Raw genomic sequence first — 19782 nt, 5'->3', positions numbered from 1 at the left:
TCTAAATTCAATCTAAATAAAATTTGACTCTTACGTTAGCACAATTACAACGCGGACAAAAAGCCATTATCGAGGATTTTAACGTTGATTTGATTCCGTTAAAGTTACTGGAAATGGGCTGCTTACCCGGAAACGAAGTAGAACTGCTTCAGGTGGCTCCCTTTGGCGACCCTTTGTATATTACCGTAAACGACAGTCATGTGGCCATTCGATTGGAAACCGCTAAAGAAATTACCATCTCCATCATAAAAGAAAACCATTTATGATGCACAATACCATAAAAGTTGCCCTGATCGGAAATCCCAACGTGGGAAAAACGTCTGTTTTTAACGAACTGACCGGATTGAACCAACAGGTAGGGAATTATCCCGGAATTACCGTAGAGAAGAAAGTCGGCTTTGCTAAATTATCCGAATACACCAAGGCAACCATACTCGATTTACCCGGAACTTACAGCTTAAACGCCAGCTCGATGGACGAAAGTGTCGTCATTGAACTGTTGATGAACAAAAACGATAAAGATTTTCCGGATGTGGCTGTGGTGGTATCAGAAGTGGAAAATCTGAAACGAAATTTACTGTTGTTCACGCAAATCAAGGATTTGGAGATTCCGACGATTTTGGTCATCAACATGAGCGACCGCATGGAAGCCAAAGGGATTACACTTGATATTCCTTTTCTGGAAGAACAACTAAAAACCAAAATTGCTTTAGTAAGCTCCCGAAAAAAATCCGGAATTGCCGAGTTAAAAAAACTCATCATCAATCATAAAGAATTACCAACGGAACCTTGCTTGAATGCCTCAAGTATCGATCCGGATTATTTTAACAGTCTGCGCCGTGCCTTTCCGAATCAGTTACTGTACAAGTTATGGCTGGTGATTACACAGGATGTGAATTTTTCCAATTTACACCGTAAGCATATCGAGGAAAATTCCTTTGCCAAACCCAAGGCCGATTTAAAACGTTTGCAGCAAAAAGAAACTATCAAACGTTACCAATTCATCAACGATACTTTAAAAATCGGGTATAAAGTCGACAAAGAAAAAGCAACCGACATCCGTGAAAAATTAGACCGGATTTTGACGCATAAAGTATACGGTTACCTTATTTTCTTCGGAATTTTAATGCTGATTTTTCAATCGATTTTTGACTGGTCAAGCATCCCGATGGATTTTATCGACAGCAGTTTCGCTGCGTTAAGCTCCTATGCAAAGACCCATTTGCCTGCCGGAGTTCTAACCGATCTGATAGCCGAAGGTATCATCCCAGGATTAGGCGGTATTATCATTTTCATTCCTCAGATTGCCTTTTTGTTCCTGTTCATTTCCGTATTGGAAGAGAGTGGCTATATGAGCCGTGTGGTCTTTTTGATGGACAAAATCATGCGCCGTTTCGGACTGAGCGGCAAGAGTGTCGTGCCTTTAATTTCAGGTACTGCTTGTGCTATTCCAGCGATCATGGCTGCCCGAAACATTGAAAACTGGAAAGAACGCTTGATTACAATTTTGGTAACGCCTTTTACTACGTGTTCCGCGCGTTTACCGGTGTATGCGATTTTAATTTCGCTGATTATCCCTGATAAAAGAATCTTGGGCATCTTCAACCTGCAAGGCTTAACGCTAATGTTTTTGTACATGCTCGGTTTCGGAATGGCCATTTTATCTGCCTATATTTTAAATAAAGTACTGGATATAAAATCCCGTTCCTATTTTGTGGTGGAAATGCCAAGTTACAAAGTGCCGATGTTTAAAAATGTCGGAATTAATGTGGTGGAAAAAACCAAATCATTTGTATTTGGGGCCGGAAAAATTATTTTAGCCTTATCGGTAATTTTATGGTTTTTGGGTTCACACGGCCCCAACGACACTTTTCACAATGCTGAAAAAATTGTAACGACACAACTTCAAAACAAAGAAATTTCGGGAGAAAAAGACGATTTAGTTGCTTCTTACAAATTAGAAAACTCCTATATTGGCATTGTCGGAAAAACGATTGAACCGGTAATCAGACCTTTGGGTTACGATTGGAAAATAGGAATTGCCGTGGTAAGTTCTTTTGCAGCACGTGAGGTTTTTGTGGGCACATTGGCAACCATCTACAGTGTGGGAAGTCATGCTGAAGAAGAAAGTACCATCAAGCACAAAATGGCCGCCGAAGTACATCCGGTTACCGGACAGAAAATTTTTAACTTTGCTACTGGCACCTCTTTGTTGTTGTTTTACGCTTTTGCGATGCAGTGTATTTCAACGCTGGCCATCACCAAAAAAGAAACCAACTCCTGGAAATGGCCGATGATTCAGCTCGCTTTTATGAGTGGTTTGGCGTACACGGTTTGTTTAATAGTTTTCCAAATTCTGAAATAGAGATGATTAGTTTTCAGGAAATAATCGCTTATTTACTTCTGGGCATTGCCTTGGCTTTTTTGTGGAAAAAGTTTTTCGGAAAAAAGAAAAAAGACAACAACTGTGGTAACGGCGGCTGTGGCTGCAGTTAGTATTCCAGTACTATTTTATAATCCTGAGGTAGGATCACCATGCCTTCTTTCGGATAAGGTAAAACACTGATATTTTTTAAGGTTTCACTTCTTTTAGGCAGATACTTGATAAGCCAGTATTTCATTTCCTCGATATGATCTTTATTCAAAGTGAATTGGGTTTGTTCCACCAGTTTTTTGTTTTTATAGGCTGCCACTTCAACGGTTACCTCCCCTGCCCAGACACATTGCACGCCTTCCGGACAACGCGAATCATCGATAACTTTAACCAGTACAATTTCCTCAACCGCTTTTGAATCCAACTTCTGGTTAATTTCATTCAAACTTTCAGGCAAAGAAGCACAATGGCTCATTAAAAAAGCAAAGATCATAACGGCAAATATCTTTTTCATCTTCTTAGTTTTTAATGATCAGCAAAGGGATGCTTATGCTGTGACGAACCGCATCAACAGTCGTACCAAAAAGCAAATCTTTAAACCAATGGTGCCCGTGTGCCCCTAAAATCAAAATGTCAAAATTGCCTTCATTTACAATTTTCGCGATACTTTTCTTCGGACTTCCAAAGTCGAGTTTAATGGCAACTTTATACCCTTTCGCCTCCAATGCCTTTTTGTAATCTTGCAGGTAATTGGAATCACTGGAGGTTTCAAAATCTTCAATTTCATCACCGTAAACCATTGCGCCTACGGTTTCCACCACGTGAATAATCGTGTAATTGGCTTCTTTGCCCCCTAATTGCAAAGCGCTCTCGATACTCTTTTCATCGGTAGTAGAGAAATCAAGTGCAACGGCAATATTGGAATAGACAATTGGTTTTTCGGCTTCCCTAACCACAACTTTCTTAATATGAGGCACCAAAGTAGGATGCGCCATGGTTTTTTCCAGAAACGGTTTAACGATGATGTACAACAGCAAAAGCACAGCCGCAACCGCCAAAGGAACCACAAAAATCCAGATATAAATCGGGTTTTCAGAAGTTTCAATCCATCCTTTGATTTCATCAAAAACCAAACGGGCATTCAGCGAAACAATCACTAACGCAATCAGCCAAGACGCAATTCTCGTATATTTTCCAATGGCAAATCCTTTCATTTTCGTATTGTCGCTCACAAAGTGAATTAGTGGAATAATGGCAAACCCTAATTGCAAACTCAAAATTACCTGACTTAAAATTAGCAATTTTCCCGTAGCTTCTTCTCCAAAATAAACAATGGTGATAAACGCCGGTACAATAGCAATTAAACGGGTAATAATGCGGCGCACCCAAGGCTGGATTCTCAAATTCAGATAGCCTTCCATTACAATCTGACCTGCCAGTGTTCCGGTAATGGTGGAACTTTGTCCTGCCGCCAACAACGCCAAGGCGAACAATATCGAGGCCCATTTCGTTCCTAAAAGCGGTGCCAGTAAACGGTGTGCATCCTGTATCTCTGCCACTTCAAACATACCGTTTTTGTAGAAGGTTGCAGCGGCTAAAATCAAAATCGCTGCATTTACAAAAAAGGCTAAGTTTAAAGCGATTAACGAATCGAAGAAATTATACCGAATGGCCTGTTTGATACCTTTTTCGGAACGGTCAAATTTTCGGGTTTGCACCAAAGAGGAATGCAGGTATAAATTGTGTGGCATCACCGTTGCGCCGATAATCCCGATGGCAATATAAAGTGCCGTACTGTTAGGGATTGACGGAATAAGTCCTGTGGCAATCTGAGCCATATCAGGTTTGGCTAAAAACATTTCCACTAAAAACGAAAAGCCAATAATCGCAATTAAGGCGATGATGAAAGCTTCCATTTTCTTAATGCCTTTGTTCAACAGAAAAAGTAACAAAAAAGTGTCCAGCATTGTAATGGTTACTCCCCACAATAATGGAATGTCGAAGAGGAGTTGCAAACCGATTGCCATCCCTAACACTTCGGCCAAATCACAAGCGGCAATGGCAATTTCAGCTAAAAAGTACAGCACAAAGTTTACCGGTCGCGAATAAGTATCCCGGGACGCCTGAGCCAAATCACGCTGACGGACAATTCCCAAACGCGCGCTCAAACTCTGTAACAGTAAAGCCATGATGTTGGACATTAACAACACCCATATTAGCGTGTAGCCAAACTGACTCCCTCCTGCCAAATCGGTAGCCCAGTTTCCGGGATCCATATAGCCCACGCTCACCATATAAGCCGGTCCGAAGAACGCTAAGATACGCTTCCAGACCGTTGTGTTCTGCGTAATCGCCACCGACTGGTGTACTTCTTCTAACGAGTTGGTTTTTTTTGAAGCCATAGTTATAAAACGGTTTTAGCAAACAAATTGCCGGCTATTTTATTGGAAATGATCATTGTTTTTCCGTTTACTTCAATCGTGAGCGACATATCAAAACTTTCTTTTGCCATCACTTTTATTTTGGAACCCAATGCAATTTGTTGTTTGTCTAAATATTGTAAAAAAGAAGAGGACGAATCTTTAACGCCTACACAGATTCCGGTTTGTCCGATTTCCATTTCCGAAAGCAGTTGTTTTTCCACTTTGATGATGTTTCCGTTTTTATCCGGAATCGGGTCGCCGTGCGGATCTTCGGTTGGAAAACCCAAAAAGGCATCCAGTTTGTTAATGAGTTTTTCCGATTTAATATGCTCGAGTTCTTCGGCTACATCATGCACCTCGTCCCAGGCAAAATCTAATTTTTCGACTAAAAAAACTTCCCATAAGCGGTGTTTTCGGACAATCATTTTTGCTGCCATTAAGCCTTTGTCGGTAAGCATCACCCCTTGATACTTCTGGTAAATAACCAGTTCCTTATCGGCTAATTTTTTGATCATATCGGTCACCGACGATGCCTTACTTTCAATTAATGCTGCTATGGCATTGGTACTTACCCCTTGCTTCTGCGACAGGGAGAGATGATAAATTGCTTTCAGATAATTTTCTTCCGAATACGTCATTATGAATTTTTTACGTTTCCAAAAATACAAATTTTTTTGATTGAAAATAATTTTTTAGATTTGCCTAAATTTTTATTTCAATAACAGCTAAAATATAATTGTGAAAAATCTAATTACGATCCTGCTCCTTTGCTTTGCTACCCCTTTTTTGGCTCAAACCACCATTAAAGGAAAAATCACTGCGGAAGGATCACCGCTGGAGTACGCAACCATTTCTTTACTGAAAACCAAAACAGGAACCGTTGCCGACAGCCTTGGCAATTACACCTTCAACGATATTAGCAAAGGCGACTATCAGATAAAAGTATCCTATGCCGGTTATAAAAGCCAACAAAAAAAAATCACGGTAAACGACTCCACGGAAACGGTTTTGGATTTCGATTTAAAAGCCGACAACAACCTGGACGAAATAGTGATAACCGGAACCTTAAAAGCGGTAAGCCGATTGGAAAGCCCAGTTCCGGTGGAAGTATACAAACCGACCTTCTTCAAAAAAAACCCGACAGCCAATATTTTTGAGGCGCTGCAAAATGTAAACGGGGTTCGTCCTCAGTTGAACTGCAACATTTGCAATACCGGAGACATTCACATTAACGGTCTGGAAGGTCCGTACACTTTGGTATTAATCGACGGGATGCCCATTGTTAGTGGATTATCGACGGTGTACGGCTTATCGGGAATTCCAAATTCGCTTTTGGAAAGAATAGAAGTGGTAAAAGGTCCGGCTTCTTCCTTGTACGGTAGTGAAGCGGTAGGCGGTTTGATCAACATCATCACCAAAAACCCGAAAAGTGCCCCGTTGTTTTCTGCCGATGTTTTCAGCAACAGTTGGGGTGAAGTGAATACCGATTTAGGATTCAAAGCTAACCTAGGTCAATTTGCTTCCTTGCTGACTGGGGTTAATTATTTTAATTACAGCAATCCAATTGACAACAACCATGATAATTTTACCGATGTAACGTTACAGGATCGCATCTCGGTCTTCCAGAAATGGAATTTCAACCGCAAAAGCAACAAACTGTTTTCCATGGCCGGACGTTTTTTCTACGAAGACCGTTGGGGCGGTGAAATGCAATGGGAGAAAAAATACCGTGGCGGCAGTGAAGTATATGGAGAAAGCATCTACACCAAACGCTACGAAATCTTAGGGTCCTACGAGCTTCCGGTTGCTGAGAAAATGCTTTTTACGTTTTCTTATACCGACCACGATCAAAATTCTGTGTACGGAAACACCCCGTATCTGGCCCAACAAAAAATCGGATTTGGTCAATTGACATGGGACAAAAAAATAAACCGTCATGATTTTCTTTTCGGTACTGCCGTCCGCTATCAGTTTTACAACGACAATACACCGGCAACTGCTGATGCGGACAAAAGCTGGATTCCCAGTTTGTTTGCGCAGGACGAAATCCGCCTGACGGAAAAACACAGCCTGCTTTTGGGTATGCGATACGATTACAACAACCGTCATGGTAATATATTTACCCCCAGATTGGCGCACAAATGGAAAATTAACGACACATCTATTTTCCGTTTTAATGCCGGCACAGGCTTTAGGGTAGTAAACCTTTTTACGGAGGAACATGCCGCGCTGACGGGATCTCGAAAAGTTGAAGTTTTGGAAGATCTCGATCCGGAACAATCCTACAATGCCAATCTGAATTTTTTAAAGAAATTTTACACCAGTAATGGCGATTATATTGGTCTGGAAGCGACGGCCTGGTACACCTATTTTACGAATTCCATCATTCCGGATTACGATACCGATCCTAACAAAATTATTTACAAAAACCTTGACGGTTATTCGGTTACCCAAGGTGTCAGCCTGAATGCCGATGCCGTTTTCCAAAATGGCCTGAAAATAATCATCGGCGGAACATTTATGGATGTAGCCAAAACCGAAAACGGGGAGCGAACCCGTCAAATGCTTACCGAAAAATTCACTGGTACCTGGGCGATTTCTTACCGTATCAAAAAATGGTTTCTGGACATTGATTACACCGGAAATGTGTACGGTCCGATGCGATTGCCTACCCTTGGCGAAACGGACCCGAGAAAAGACTATTCCCCAACCTGGAGCATTCAGAACATTCAGTTGACTTTTAACAAGATAAAAAACTTTGAATTTTACGGAGGAATTAAAAATTTATTAAATTGGACACCAAATAAAGGAAACCCGTTTATCATTGCACGTGCCAACGATCCTTTCGATGAAAATGTACAATATAACCCTGACGGTAGCGTTATAGCTGTAGATGATCCCAACAGTCCCTACCACAATCCGTATGCGCTGACCTTTGATCCTGGCTATGTGTATGGGCCGAATCAGGGCATTCGAAGCTTTTTCGGTATTCGCTATACCTTGAAATAATGAAGACAAAACTTTTAATAGCGTTCCTTTTCTTTTGCACCTTCTCCGGATTTGCGCAACTGAAAACCTATACCTTCGCCCAGGCTGAAAAACTGGAGCAGTCCGACCCAAAACCGATTTTTGTTTTTATACACACCTCGTGGTGCAAATACTGCAAAATGATGGAAAATTCGACGTTTAAAAACCCCGAAGTGGTGCAACTGTTAAACGATAATTTCTATTTTGTTGCTCTAGATGCCGAACAAAAAACGCCTATCACCTTTAAAAGCAAAACCTTTAAGTTCAAGCCCAAAGGACAAAATACCGGCGTACACGAACTGGCAGAAGAACTCGCTACCGTAGATGGAAGCATAACCTATCCTACGTTTTCCATCTTGGACAAAAATAACAGTATCGTGTTGCAGATTAGTGAATTTACCGACGCCAAAACCATGATTACCCTCTTAAAGGAAGCTACAGATATTCGTTAACAACATTCTAACAGAAATTCCGATTTTACTTTGTAAATTTGCAACACAATAACTAAGAATCATAAATTTATGTATCCAGAAGAAATGGTAAAACCGATGCGTGCTGAGTTGTCAGATGCCGGTTTTCAGGAATTATATAGTGCTGATGCTGTTGAAGCAGCGTTGGCAAAAGAAGGTACTACTTTGGTAGTCGTTAACTCGGTTTGCGGTTGTGCGGCGCGTAATGCTCGTCCGGGAGCAAAAATGAGTTTAGAAGGCGGTAAAAAACCGGATAACTTAGTAACAGTTTTTGCCGGTGTGGATAAAGACGCTGTGGATGCTGCCCGTCAACACATGTTCCCTTTCCCTCCTTCATCGCCTAGTATGGCTTTGTTCAAAAATGGGGAATTAGTACACATGTTAGAGCGTCATCATATTGAAGGTCGTCCAGCCGAATTAATCGCTGAAAATCTGAAAGATGCTTATAACGAATTTTGCTAATTAATACTATGCTAGCATACTATAAAACCACCATTTTCTTGGTGGTTTTTTATTTTATAGCCTTATATTTGCCTATTATTTGATAAAAATGCAAAAAATTATCTCGTATCCCATCTCTATCGTATTCTATTCGGCCTTTGCATTGTGCCTTATAGTGTTTCATCCGATTCAGTGGATATGTTTTAACCTGTTTGGCTACACTTCGCATAAAAAAAGTGTGGATTACCTTAATTTTTTTCTCACCAAATGCACCAATCTTTTAGGAACGACGTATCATTTTCAAAATGTAAACCGCATTCCTGAAAACGTTCCGATTATTTTCGTAGCCAACCACCAGAGTTTATATGATATTGTTGGGATTATCTGGTATTTGCGAAAATTTCACCCTAAATTTGTAAGTAAGAAAGAATTAGGTCAAGGAATTCCGAGCGTATCCTACAATTTACGTCACGGTGGTTCCGTTCTAATAGACAGAAAAGATCCGAAACAAGCCTTACCGGTTATTAAAGGTTTAGGCGAATATATAGAAAAGCACAGGCGTTCTGCTGTAATATTTCCGGAAGGAACACGAAGCAGGAACGGTGTACCGAAACGTTTCTCGGAAAACGGCCTGAAGATTTTATGCAAATATGCGCCTTCTGCCTATGTGGTTCCGATATCGATAAACAACTCATGGAAAATGGTTCGTTACGGCCAATTCCCGATGGGCTTAGGCAACCGATTACAATTCACCATTCACGAACCTATAGCAATTAAAGATTTTTCATTCCCAGAATTGATGGCGAAAACGGAAAATGCAGTAGTACAAGGAATAAAAAATTAAAGATTATGTCAATACAAAATGTGCGTCTGGAAGTGATGCAGTTTTTAGAAAAAAACATCGACAGTTTCGTAGAAAACTATCTGATTCCTGTCGAAAAAATATGGCAGCCGAGCGATTTGTTACCCAATTCCGAAAAAGAAACCTTTTTGGAAGACGTAACCGAATTGCGCGAAATTGCCAAAGATTTACCTTATGATTTTTGGGTAGTTTTGGTAGGCGATACCATTACCGAAGAAGCGCTACCCACCTACGAAACCTGGCTAATGGACGTAGAAGGTGTTAGACAAAAAGGAGAAGGCGGCGACAACGGCTGGGCCAAATGGTTACGCCACTGGACCGGCGAAGAAAACCGCCATGGTGATCTTTTAAACAAATATTTATACTTATCCGGGCGTGTGAACATGCGTGAAATGGAAATTACCACCCAGCATTTAATCAACGACGGTTTCGATCCGGGAACCGACCGTGATCCGTATAAGAATTTCGTATTTACGAGTTTTCAGGAATTGGCCACCTATATTTCCCACAACCGTGTGGCACAGCTGGCAAAAAAATTCGGCGATCATAAATTGTCGAAAATCTGTAAATTGATTGCTGGTGATGAAATGCGTCACCATCATGCTTATTCGGAATTTGTAGACCGCATCTTTAAAGTCGATCCGAGCGAAATGATGCTGGCCTTCCAATACATGATGAAACAAAAAATTACCATGCCGGCACATTTGATCCGTGAATCGGGCGAAAGTATCGGAACGGCATTTGAGAAATTCTCAGAATCCGCACAACGCATCGGTGTTTATACGGCTATGGATTATGTGGACATCCTTGAAAAACTAAATGCGAAATGGGAAATCGACAAGATCACCAACCTAACGGATGAAGCCGAAAAAGCCCGTGATTATTTATTAAAATTGCCGGCCCGTATGACCCGAATTGCCGAACGTATGGTTGTGCCGTCCGAAGAAAAAATATTCAAGTGGGTACAGCCTGCATTGGTGAAATAGTTTTTTAAAAAAAGAAAAATAAATAAATCCTTTCCGAAACGAAAGGATTTTTTAATCTGATGACCAACCTATCGAAAGCAAATCCGATGAATTTAACGGCAAAACGACTTCTTTTTTCAATACTTTTCCTTTGTGCTTCCCTAATTACAAAAGGTCAGTTACGGGTTGCCATCACCGTTGACGATGTCCCGAACAAGACGTTTTTCATCAAAGACAAAGGCGAACCTGTCCTCTTAAACACTTTGGATTCTTTAAAAATTCCGGTGGGCATTTTTATCAACGAAGGAAAACTGTTTCAGGAAGATTCCCTCATCCGAAGAAACCATTTGGACAATTGGGCAAACCGAAACTATGTTACGTTGGGAAATCACACTTTCAGTCATTTACGGTATTCGGACGTTGGATTTGACGCTTTTACCGCGGATGTTAAAAAAGGCGAAATCATTTCTAGAGGATTGGCCCGTAAGAACGGAAAAAACTTAAAGTATTTCCGTTTTCCCTATAACGATTTGGGGAAGGACAGCCTTCAACATCAAGCTATAAAAGACTTCCTGAAGCAGAACAACTATCAGCTTACTCCCTTCACCATCGAAAGCATCGATTGGATGTATAATTATGTGTACGAGTATTACCTCAGCCAAAACGAACGTCAAAAAGCTCAGGAAACAGGGCAGGCATATGTGGCTATAACCTTAGCGTATTTCGAGTATGTTGAAAAACTGTCCCAAGAAAAATATGGTCGTGATATCCGCCAGATTTACATGTGCCATGACAACATTTTAAACGCTGTATATTTACCCTCCATTCTTGAGGCTTTACGCTTGAAAAACTACAAATTCATCAGCTTGAAAAAAGCCTTAAAAGACAAGGTTTACCAACAGAAGGATTATTATACCAAAAAATGGGGAATCTCTTGGGTGTACCGATGGATGGACAATGCAAAAGAACGAACCTCACTAATGAAGGCAGAGCCCAATACCGAAGCAATAGAAAATCTATACAACACTATTTTGAAAGAAAACAAGCAATGACTTTAATTGACAACACCATCCTATTCGTAAAACAACAGCTTGAAAACGCGGAAGGCGGACACGATTGGTTTCATATTGAACGCGTGTACAAAAACGCCCTTTTAATTGCACAGCGTGAGGACTGCGATTTGACTGTAATAAAACTAGGGACTTTGCTTCACGACATCGCCGACAGTAAGTTTCATAATGGTGACGAACAAATTGGCCCGACAACGGCGCGTGCTTTTTTGGAAAGCCAAAATGTTCCGGAAGAGACCATTCTTCATGTCATTGCCATTATCGAAAACATTTCGTTTAAAGGTGGAAATTTTGAAAAGAAATTTTCTTCAAAAGAATTGGATATTGTTCAGGACGCCGATCGTTTGGATGCCTTGGGCGCCATTGGAATTGCACGTACCTTTAACTACGGCGGCTTTAAAAACCGACCGTTGTACAATCCTGCGATTCAGCCGAACCTCAACATGAGCAAGGAAGACTATAAAAACAGTGAAGCCCCAACTTTAAACCATTTCTACGAAAAACTATTGCTGCTGAAAGACAAGATGAATACCGAAACCGGTAAGCAAATTGCCGAACAGCGCCATGTTTATATGGAAGGTTTTTTGGCGCAGTTTTATGCGGAGTGGGAGGGGGATAAGTAGTCTGTTCAAAATGATGGTATAAAAAAGGACTAGTTAACCAACTAATCCCTTTTTACTATTTAACAACCTCTCCACTTATACTCAAAACAGTAAAAGGGGGAGCTATATTAGCTTCCAAAAGTACATCTTTCCTTGTTTTTCCAATCTTATTTGGAATAAACCGAATATTAACCCTTGCACTATCTCCCTCTTTTACAGGTGTTTTAGTAAAATCAGCAACCGTACAACCACAATTGGATTGAACATTTTTAATGATCAAATCATCATTGGTAGTATTCTTAACAAAATAAGTATGCACTAAAGTATCTCCTAATTTCATACTTCCAAAACTATAATGTGCCTTATTAACCTCAATGGTTGTATTACTCGGATCAAGCAAATTATTCTACCTCATCTCGTTTGAAATAATAGAACATAGCTATTATAACCACTAATAAACCCGTTAAGATTTTATATATATTCTTCATAATTCTTTCTTTTAATTGTTTGTTGCACACAATCCGTTACATTCTTGCTTAAGCCACCAACCACACCCAGTATGTCTTTCACATGACCACACAAAACAAGTAGCACTACCAACACACCAATCATCACTGGAACTACAATTGCAACTTTTCAACTCACCTCCACCATCACCTCCACTTTCAGGCAATCTTGCGGCTACATCTTCGATTTTTGAAAAATATAGAAACATTTGATCACTGGTAAACAATACATTACCAATCCTCTTCATTTCTTTCAGATAAACATTATAATAATGTGGGTGATTTACTAATACATTTTCTTCAAAATATTCTATTTTTAAGGTACTTATCAATTCTTGAACAAATTCTTTCTGAGAAGCATTTAAATTTGGAGAGTTTTTTAAAGAGTTTAATTTAGTTTTCCAAATAAAAAACTTGTTTTCCTTTGACAACATTGCGAATGCAATTTTCTAACTCTCTCCCTTTAGGCTTTTTACAGCTTCAATTTTCCGAACATCTTCTGAACTAAAACCCTCCTTTTCAAAAGAAACAAAATAACTGACAAAATCAGTAAACTAACTTTTTTCAACAAAATCATTTCTTAACCGTTTAAATTTCTTTCAAAGAAAAAAAAACGAATCAAGAAATTTTGTGATTCTTTTTTTACAAAAAAAGTCGCAGTTTCAATCCGAAGACTACAAACTGCGACCTGTAACTGTAAATCTACTACACCACACCCTGCGCCAACATCGCATCGGCCACTTTAACAAAACCGGCGATATTCGCACCTTTTACATAGTCGATGTAACCACTGCCATCCGCACCATATTTCACACAGGCTTCGTGGATGTCGTGCATGATGCGTTTTAAGCGTTCGTCTACCTCTTCGGAAGTCCAGCTCAAACGCAGGGAATTCTGCGACATCTCCAAACCGGAAGTTGCCACACCACCAGCATTCGAAGCTTTTCCGGGTGCAAATAGTATCTTTTTAGCATGGAAAACCTCAACGGCTTCCGGCGTACAAGGCATATTCGCTCCTTCGGCTACACAAAAACAACCGTTATCCACTAATTGCTTAGCATCATTCCCATCCAACTCATTCTGTGTCGCACAGGGTAAGGCGATATCACATTTCACACCCCAGGGTTTTTCTCCCGCCACATATTGTGCATTTGGGTATTTCGACACATAATCACTGATTCTGCCGTAGTTCACGTTTTTGATTTCCATGATGTACGCTAATTTTTCTGCATCGATACCAGCCGCATCATAAATGTAACCTGAAGAATCGGAAGCGGTAACCACTTTTCCCCCCAATTGCGTAGCTTTTTCAATGGCATACTGCGCTACATTTCCTGAACCGGAAACTACTACCGTTTTCCCAGAAAAACTCTCGCCTCGGGTAGCCAACATACTTTGTGCAAAATACACATCGCCGTATCCAGTCGCTTCCGGACGGATTAACGAACCTCCAAAAGTGATCCCTTTACCGGTTAAAACCCCGGTAAATTCGTTACGCAGTTTTTTATATTGTCCGAACAGATAACCCACTTCTCTTCCACCTACACCAATATCCCCAGCCGGTACATCCGTATCGTTACCTATGTGACGCGCTAATTCGGTCATGAAGGCCTGGCAAAAACGCATGATTTCCGTATCCGATTTTCCTTTGGGATCGAAATCGGAACCTCCTTTCCCTCCGCCCATAGGCAACGTGGTCAGACTGTTTTTAAATACTTGTTCGAAGGCCAGAAATTTAAGGATGCTCAAATTTACAGACGGGTGAAAACGCAACCCTCCCTTATATGGCCCGATTGCAGAATTCATCTGAATACGGTACCCACGGTTTAATTGGGTTTGTCCTTTATCATCAATCCAGGCCACGCGGAACATGACCACACGCTCCGGCTCAGCCATGCGCTCCAGCAACATTTTATCTTTGTACTTTTCGTTAACCTCAATAAAAGGGATTACGGTTTCAGCCACTTCTCTTACCGCTTGTAAAAATTCCGGCTCATTAGGATTTTTCTTTTCAACAAACTGAAGAAAAGTATTAATTTTCGGGTGTGTCATTTTATAAAGGTTTAGTGTGTTTACTGTTAAAAATACAAAAAAAGCGAACCCAAAAGGCTCGCTTTAAAATTATTCTCCAGGGAATACTGCTTTTCTTTTTTCCAGAAAGGCAGTGGTACCTTCTTTGAAATCGGCTGTTCCGAAAGATTCTCCGAAAGCTTTAATTTCCGATTGGAAGCCGTTTACACCGTCCACATAATTGTCGTTGATGACTTTAATCGCTTTGGCTATGGCCACACTTGAATTTTTTGTGATTTTAGCGGCAATATCTTTGGCAAAATTCAGCAATTCCTCCTGTGTCACCACATGATTGACCAAACCGTAGTTCAGTGCCGTTTTCGCATCGATCATCCCGGCGGTCATAATCATTTCCATGGCACGTCCTTTACCGATCAATTGTGGCAAACGCTGTGTTCCGCCATAACCTGGAATAACTCCCAAAGTCACTTCTGGTAAGCCCATTTTAGCATTTTCGGAGGCCACTCGGAAATGTGCTGCCATGGCCAGTTCTAAACCGCCACCCAAAGCAAATCCGTTTACTGCGGCAATTACCGGCGTGGATAAGTTCTGAACGAAATCAAACAATAACTCCTGTCCTTTCGCCGCCAATTCTGCTCCCTGATCTACCGAAAAATTGGCAAATTCTGAGATATCTGCGCCGGCCACAAAGGCTTTTTCTCCGCTGCCGGTAATGATAATCACTTTGGTGCTTTTGTCGTTATTTTCAGCTTCAAAAGCATTGTGCAGCTCCTCAATGGTTGCTTTGTTCAACGCGTTCAGCTTGGTTGGACGATTGATTGTTATTACGGAAATTCCGTTTTCTTTTTCAACTAAAATGTTTTCGTAATTCATACTTCTATTTAGGTATTAATAATGGGCAGTGTTACTGTAAATTCAGTTCCCACACCCAATTCACTTTCAAAATCTATAGTGCCGTGATAACTCTCGACGATGTTCTTGATAATTCCCAATCCCAATCCCATGCCACTGGTTTTGGTGGTGAATTTAGGTTCGAAAATACGATTTTTATTTTCAATACTGATGCCTTTTCCGTTGTCTTTTACCACAATTTTTGCGGTTTCATTTTCCCGGATTACCCGTACAAAAACCAGGGGATGCGTATGTTCCTCTGCTAAGGCCTGAATGGCATTCTTAACTAAATTGGTAATAATCCGAATCAGTTGGGTTCGGTCGATCTTGGTAATAATTTCTGCTTCTTCGGCCAAAAACTGCACATACGGTTCGTTAAAAATTTCGAGTGCCAGTTTAACCACATCCACTATATTAAGGGTTTCGTTCTGTTGTGCCGGCAGTGAGGCAAAATTGGAAAACGCAGAAGCCACTGAACTCATGGTATCAATCTGCTGAATCAGCGTTTTGGAATAATCGCTCATTTTCTGTTGCACATTCGGATCGTTCGGATCGAATTTTCGCTGAAAACTCTGTACCGTCAAACGCATCGGCGTAAGCGGGTTTTTAATTTCATGGGCAACTTGTTTAGCCATTTCGCGCCAGGCCTCTTCTCTTTCGCTTTGTGCCAGCAACACCGCACTTTCTTCCAGCTTATCAACCATTCCGTTGTAGGCATCCACCAACGATTGAATTTCGAAACTGCTGGCGTCCAACTGTATTTTCTCGTTTTTTTTGTTCAGTTGGGTTTCCCGGATTTTATCACTGATGGTTTGCAGGGATTTGGTAATATAACTGGAAAGGAAATACGCAATCACGAACGAAATGAGTAACATAAAAAGGTAAACCTGACCAAATCGCATCAGGAAATTGCGAAGTTCGTTCTGATAAAAAGTAGTTTCTTCCACATACGGAAGATTTAAAATCCCTAAGGGTTTAAATTTAGTGTCTTTCAGATAGCTATAGGACGAGCGGTATTTCTGCCCGTTAATCATCTGCAAATCCACGAAGCGTTTGCTTGTAGAGGACTGGATGATTTTCAGAATAATCGGCTGAATCGGTTTCGCAGCCTTGTCTACGGAAAAAGCTCCTTTGGAAGAAATAAGCAATTTTCCATTCAGATTATAAATGTTGATTTCCAAACTGTGAATGTTGGCCAGCTCGTAAATTTTATCCTTAAATATTAACGGAAGGTTTTCGGTAGTTAGCGGATAGGTTGTGGTGGAAAGGATGTAATTGATGTGTTCGGTAATCGCATCCTCCTTGCGTTCCAGACGGTCCTGATGGTAATCCCGGGCTTCTTTCTTAAACTGATAAATGGAAACCGCAGCAATCAGTACCGACGCAATCAAAGTAAGCAGTATCATCGAAAGAAAAATTCGTAAGCGAAGGGATAACTGCGTTATTTTAAAGTTTTGCGTCATTTACGACTGATTTTTTTCTCTTATTTTTTTATAGAATTTATACCCTAACATCAAAAGGACGGAAAACAAAAATATTCCGATTACTCCATATATCCAGTTGAAGGCATCTTTCAATATAACCAGAAAAACCACGGCAAAGAGAATGATTGTCGCACCTTCATTCCACAAACGGAAAAAGGAGGAAGAATGTTTTACTTCATCTTGCTGTAACTGTAAAAAAATCTGATGGCATTTCAGATGGTATAAATATAGTAAGAAAACAAATCCAAGTTTCACATGCATCCAAGGCATTTTCAGCCAGGCGCTGCCCAAAGTGGTCCCGAAAAGCATCCAAAAGGCAAAAATACTCGCCAATATTGCCGAAGGCCACGTAATAATATACCATAGGCGATAGGACATTAATTGGTATTGCTTGACCAATATGCTTTGTTCGGGTTCAGGTTTGGCCTTCGCTTCGGCATGATACACAAAAAGGCGTACAATATAAAAAAGTCCTGCGAACCAAGTGATTACAAAAATTAAATGCAGCGACTTTATATAGTTATAGTACTCATCCATACACTAGTTTTTTGACCAATCATTGATCCAATTGGCCATCGTATCCATCCAGGCATCGTCATCGTTAAGACACGGTATGAATTTAAAGTCATCACCACCATGTTCTTTGAACTGATGGTTGGCCTCCATTGCAATCTCTTCCAATGTTTCCAAACAATCGGCTACGAAAGCGGGCGTTACTACTGCTAATTTTTTAATGCCTTTCCCTGGCATTTTATTGATTTCAATATCGGTGTACGGTTCTAACCATTTATCACCTGCCAATCGGGACTGATACGTCTGACTGTATTTTTCTTTCGGCAATCCTAAAATTTCAACCACCTGACGTGTTGTTTCCGTACATTGATGACGGTAACAGAATTCCTGTGCGGGTGACGCTACAGAACAACAATTGTCGTCTATCTTACAGTGCGACTTCGTAGGATCTACTTTTCGAATATGCCGTTCCGGAATGCCGTGATAGGAAAACAATAAATGGTCGTATTCAAAGCCTTCTAAATGTTTTTTTATAGAGTCTGCTAGATTTTGAATGTAATCTTTCTTGTTGTAAAAAGACTGAATAACGGTAAACTTCATGTGAGGAAAATGTTTTTTCCGTAATTCCTCAGCCAAAACAAGTATTGTCTTCGTAGAAGCCATCGCATATTGAGGATATAATGGGAATAACAATACTTCCGTTACGCCTTTATTATGTAATTCCTGCAATCCGCTTAAAATATTTGGCTTCCCATATCGCATAGACAAGGCAACAGGTACCTGAACCCTTTCCTGAACTTTCTTATGCGTTTTATTGGAAATTACAATTAAAGGCGAACCTTCATCTGTCCATATTCTTTTATAAGCATTGGACGAATTCTCTGGTCGTTTTCTTAAAATAATACCGCGAACCAGAAATGCGCGTAACAAATAAGGCACATCAATCACGTATTTGTCCATTAAGAATTCATCCAAATATGGTTTAACATCTTTAGGTTCCGGACTATCTGGAGAACCCAGATTTACCAATAAAACTCCTTTCATTTTGTATTTTTTTCAAAGATAAGATTAATTCACAAAAGTAAGAATCGAGATATTTGTTATTTTTTAAGACTTTAATCGATAAAATCTCAATAAAAAATGTCTTTTCTTACAATAAGCATTTTTTTTTACCTAAAAAATTTTTTTTGTTACTTTTTTTTGTAAATTAGATAAAATGTAGGTTATAATCGATAAAAAATTAACTGTCATCGCTTTACAGATTGTTTTTTTTAAAATTTAACAAATTAATGACGCAACCATGTTATTTTTTTTGCATCTACAAACGGAAAATGTTGTAAAACCATATAAATGAAGGATTCTATGATGAAAAATTACATTTTGACTTTTTTTACGTTGCTTAGCACCTGTCTTTTCGCTCAGGTAAATGGTGTCGGTATAGGCACAACCAACCCACAACAAAAACTTCACCTGGCTTCTCCAACAGGCACTATACGAGTTGACGGCTTGAATTCTCCTAACAACCTATACAATGGTGGCGGTGTTGACAAAACCTACCCTTTATATGTTGATTCCAACGGTGACTTTACCCTTAAAACTTCAGCGTACAACAATAGTGACGGAGGTGACGCATACACTTCTACTGCTGCTATTAACGGAACAGTAACAATTACAACTGCTCAATCACCCAATGACGGCTATGAAGTGGTAGAAATTACTTCTTTCCCTTTTACCGTAGCCCGCAATACAATATTAGAAGTGAAATACTCTATTAGTATTGAAGTCTTTTCGAACAGTTCTTATAATATTATTCAAGATCCGTACGCCAGAAACATCACTAATTTCTTCACTATCGACACACCAACCCTAACGGCTACCACAAGACGATATGCGCCGAGTTCCAGATGTTATTTTAACCGAAATGACGCTGCTGTAAGCCCGATGCCGGCTCCAGATGCCGCTACCGGATTCATTTACAATAGTGGCACCACGTATATTCCGTTAACTCCGGGAACCCATACGCTTCGCTTTTACGGAACCATAAGTTCTGGTACAGCAAACCGTAACACCCATATACGATTTGCCGGAGGACCAGATGCCATATTCTTACGTTTATATTAAAA

Annotated in this window: 20 protein-coding genes; 10 read left to right on the top strand and 10 right to left on the bottom strand. The window is 40.2% G+C overall.

Annotation, left to right across the window (positions count from 1 at the left end; translation table 11 throughout):
* Positions 1-23 precede the first annotated feature (23 nt).
* Entirely contained in the window at positions 24-266 is a 243-nt protein-coding gene (locus ABGT15_RS10070; RefSeq protein WP_367231297.1) for a FeoA family protein, read from the top strand.
* The gene (gene feoB / locus ABGT15_RS10065) at positions 263-2365 is read left to right on the top strand and encodes a ferrous iron transport protein B (protein WP_367231296.1); all 2103 of its coding nucleotides are present in this window, start codon (positions 263-265) and stop codon (positions 2363-2365) included. The genes ABGT15_RS10070 and feoB overlap by 4 nt, the downstream gene beginning before the upstream one ends.
* Positions 2366-2492: 127 nt before the next feature.
* Here feoB and ABGT15_RS10060 read toward each other — a convergent pair whose 3' ends face one another.
* Genes ABGT15_RS10060 through ABGT15_RS10050 form a run of 3 tightly spaced genes read right to left on the bottom strand, consistent with a single transcriptional unit; the run spans position 2493 to position 5435 of the window.
* Complete coding sequence (locus tag ABGT15_RS10060) at positions 2493-2888, bottom strand: hypothetical protein (protein ID WP_367231295.1); 396 nt, start codon at positions 2886-2888, stop codon at positions 2493-2495.
* 4 nt (positions 2889-2892) lie between these two features.
* Complete coding sequence (locus ABGT15_RS10055; protein ID WP_367231294.1) at positions 2893-4776, bottom strand: Nramp family divalent metal transporter; 1884 nt, start codon at positions 4774-4776, stop codon at positions 2893-2895.
* Positions 4777-4778: 2 nt separating this feature from the next.
* Entirely contained in the window at positions 4779-5435 is a 657-nt protein-coding gene (locus ABGT15_RS10050) for a metal-dependent transcriptional regulator (protein WP_367231293.1), read from the bottom strand.
* 100 nt (positions 5436-5535) lie between these two features.
* Between ABGT15_RS10050 and ABGT15_RS10045 the strand changes: the two genes are divergently transcribed.
* From ABGT15_RS10045 to ABGT15_RS10015, 7 genes are all read left to right on the top strand, one after another.
* Complete coding sequence (locus ABGT15_RS10045; RefSeq protein ID WP_367231292.1) at positions 5536-7806, top strand: TonB-dependent receptor; 2271 nt, start codon at positions 5536-5538, stop codon at positions 7804-7806.
* Complete coding sequence (locus ABGT15_RS10040; RefSeq protein WP_367231291.1) at positions 7806-8276, top strand: thioredoxin family protein; 471 nt, start codon at positions 7806-7808, stop codon at positions 8274-8276. The genes ABGT15_RS10045 and ABGT15_RS10040 overlap by 1 nt, the downstream gene beginning before the upstream one ends.
* A gap of 69 nt (positions 8277-8345) precedes the next feature.
* On the top strand, positions 8346-8756 hold the full coding sequence (locus tag ABGT15_RS10035) for a BrxA/BrxB family bacilliredoxin (protein ID WP_367231290.1): 411 nt from the start codon (positions 8346-8348) through the stop codon (positions 8754-8756).
* An 88-nt stretch (positions 8757-8844) separates the two neighbouring features.
* Entirely contained in the window at positions 8845-9579 is a 735-nt protein-coding gene (locus tag ABGT15_RS10030) for a lysophospholipid acyltransferase family protein (RefSeq protein WP_367231289.1), read from the top strand.
* 5 nt (positions 9580-9584) lie between these two features.
* Positions 9585-10583: an acyl-ACP desaturase gene (locus ABGT15_RS10025; protein ID WP_367231288.1), complete on the top strand. Its 999-nt coding sequence runs from the start codon at positions 9585-9587 to the stop codon at positions 10581-10583.
* Between the two features lie 59 nt (positions 10584-10642).
* Positions 10643-11614, top strand: a complete 972-nt coding sequence (locus ABGT15_RS10020) for a polysaccharide deacetylase family protein (protein ID WP_367231287.1) — start codon at positions 10643-10645, stop codon at positions 11612-11614.
* Positions 11611-12255 (top strand): HD domain-containing protein, encoded by a 645-nt coding sequence (locus ABGT15_RS10015; RefSeq protein WP_367231286.1) that lies wholly within the window; start codon positions 11611-11613, stop codon positions 12253-12255. The genes ABGT15_RS10020 and ABGT15_RS10015 overlap by 4 nt, the downstream gene beginning before the upstream one ends.
* A 55-nt stretch (positions 12256-12310) precedes the next feature.
* Here ABGT15_RS10015 and ABGT15_RS10010 read toward each other — a convergent pair whose 3' ends face one another.
* From ABGT15_RS10010 to hemH, 7 genes are all read right to left on the bottom strand, one after another.
* Positions 12311-12634 carry a DUF1573 domain-containing protein gene (locus ABGT15_RS10010; protein ID WP_367231285.1) on the bottom strand — a complete coding sequence of 108 codons (324 nt, stop codon included), beginning with the start codon at positions 12632-12634 and terminating at the stop codon, positions 12311-12313.
* Positions 12635-12733: 99 nt separating this feature from the next.
* Complete coding sequence (locus ABGT15_RS10005; protein ID WP_367231635.1) at positions 12734-13186, bottom strand: bacteriocin fulvocin C-related protein; 453 nt, start codon at positions 13184-13186, stop codon at positions 12734-12736.
* A 259-nt stretch (positions 13187-13445) separates the two neighbouring features.
* On the bottom strand, positions 13446-14792 hold the full coding sequence (gdhA, locus tag ABGT15_RS10000) for an NADP-specific glutamate dehydrogenase (protein WP_367231284.1): 1347 nt from the start codon (positions 14790-14792) through the stop codon (positions 13446-13448).
* 69 nt (positions 14793-14861) lie between these two features.
* On the bottom strand, positions 14862-15644 hold the full coding sequence (locus ABGT15_RS09995; RefSeq protein ID WP_367231283.1) for an enoyl-CoA hydratase/isomerase family protein: 783 nt from the start codon (positions 15642-15644) through the stop codon (positions 14862-14864).
* An 8-nt stretch (positions 15645-15652) separates the two neighbouring features.
* Entirely contained in the window at positions 15653-17125 is a 1473-nt protein-coding gene (locus tag ABGT15_RS09990) for a sensor histidine kinase (protein ID WP_437125361.1), read from the bottom strand.
* Positions 17126-17683: a CopD family protein gene (locus ABGT15_RS09985; protein WP_367231282.1), complete on the bottom strand. Its 558-nt coding sequence runs from the start codon at positions 17681-17683 to the stop codon at positions 17126-17128.
* 3 nt (positions 17684-17686) lie between these two features.
* A complete protein-coding gene (gene hemH / locus ABGT15_RS09980; RefSeq protein ID WP_367231281.1) occupies positions 17687-18703 on the bottom strand; it encodes a ferrochelatase in 1017 nt (338 codons plus the stop codon).
* 318 nt (positions 18704-19021) lie between these two features.
* Between hemH and ABGT15_RS09975 the strand changes: the two genes are divergently transcribed.
* A complete protein-coding gene (locus ABGT15_RS09975) occupies positions 19022-19780 on the top strand; it encodes a hypothetical protein (protein ID WP_367231280.1) in 759 nt (252 codons plus the stop codon).
* Positions 19781-19782 lie beyond the last annotated feature (2 nt).

The sequence above is a fragment of the Flavobacterium enshiense genome (genome assembly GCF_040750275.1).
Lineage (GTDB): Bacteria > Bacteroidota > Bacteroidia > Flavobacteriales > Flavobacteriaceae > Flavobacterium > Flavobacterium enshiense_B.
This window is presented reverse-complemented; position numbering and strand designations above follow the sequence as displayed.

Bases quoted from the DNA above. Each gene is read 5' to 3' on its own strand.
- feoB (WP_367231296.1), top strand. From the start codon at position 263: ATGATGCACAATACCATAAAAGTTGCCCTGATCGGAAATCCCAACGTG.
- ABGT15_RS10060 (WP_367231295.1), bottom strand. From the start codon at position 2,888: ATGAAAAAGATATTTGCCGTTATGATCTTTGCTTTTTTAATGAGCCAT.
- ABGT15_RS10055 (WP_367231294.1), bottom strand. From the start codon at position 4,776: ATGGCTTCAAAAAAAACCAACTCGTTAGAAGAAGTACACCAGTCGGTG.
- ABGT15_RS10050 (WP_367231293.1), bottom strand. From the start codon at position 5,435: ATGACGTATTCGGAAGAAAATTATCTGAAAGCAATTTATCATCTCTCC.
- ABGT15_RS10040 (WP_367231291.1), top strand. From the start codon at position 7,806: ATGAAGACAAAACTTTTAATAGCGTTCCTTTTCTTTTGCACCTTCTCC.
- ABGT15_RS10035 (WP_367231290.1), top strand. From the start codon at position 8,346: ATGTATCCAGAAGAAATGGTAAAACCGATGCGTGCTGAGTTGTCAGAT.
- ABGT15_RS10030 (WP_367231289.1), top strand. From the start codon at position 8,845: ATGCAAAAAATTATCTCGTATCCCATCTCTATCGTATTCTATTCGGCC.
- ABGT15_RS10025 (WP_367231288.1), top strand. From the start codon at position 9,585: ATGTCAATACAAAATGTGCGTCTGGAAGTGATGCAGTTTTTAGAAAAA.
- ABGT15_RS10020 (WP_367231287.1), top strand. From the start codon at position 10,643: ATGACCAACCTATCGAAAGCAAATCCGATGAATTTAACGGCAAAACGA.
- ABGT15_RS10015 (WP_367231286.1), top strand. From the start codon at position 11,611: ATGACTTTAATTGACAACACCATCCTATTCGTAAAACAACAGCTTGAA.
- gdhA (WP_367231284.1), bottom strand. From the start codon at position 14,792: ATGACACACCCGAAAATTAATACTTTTCTTCAGTTTGTTGAAAAGAAA.
- ABGT15_RS09995 (WP_367231283.1), bottom strand. From the start codon at position 15,644: ATGAATTACGAAAACATTTTAGTTGAAAAAGAAAACGGAATTTCCGTA.
- ABGT15_RS09990 (WP_437125361.1), bottom strand. From the start codon at position 17,125: ATGACGCAAAACTTTAAAATAACGCAGTTATCCCTTCGCTTACGAATT.
- ABGT15_RS09985 (WP_367231282.1), bottom strand. From the start codon at position 17,683: ATGGATGAGTACTATAACTATATAAAGTCGCTGCATTTAATTTTTGTA.
- hemH (WP_367231281.1), bottom strand. From the start codon at position 18,703: ATGAAAGGAGTTTTATTGGTAAATCTGGGTTCTCCAGATAGTCCGGAA.
- ABGT15_RS09975 (WP_367231280.1), top strand. From the start codon at position 19,022: ATGATGAAAAATTACATTTTGACTTTTTTTACGTTGCTTAGCACCTGT.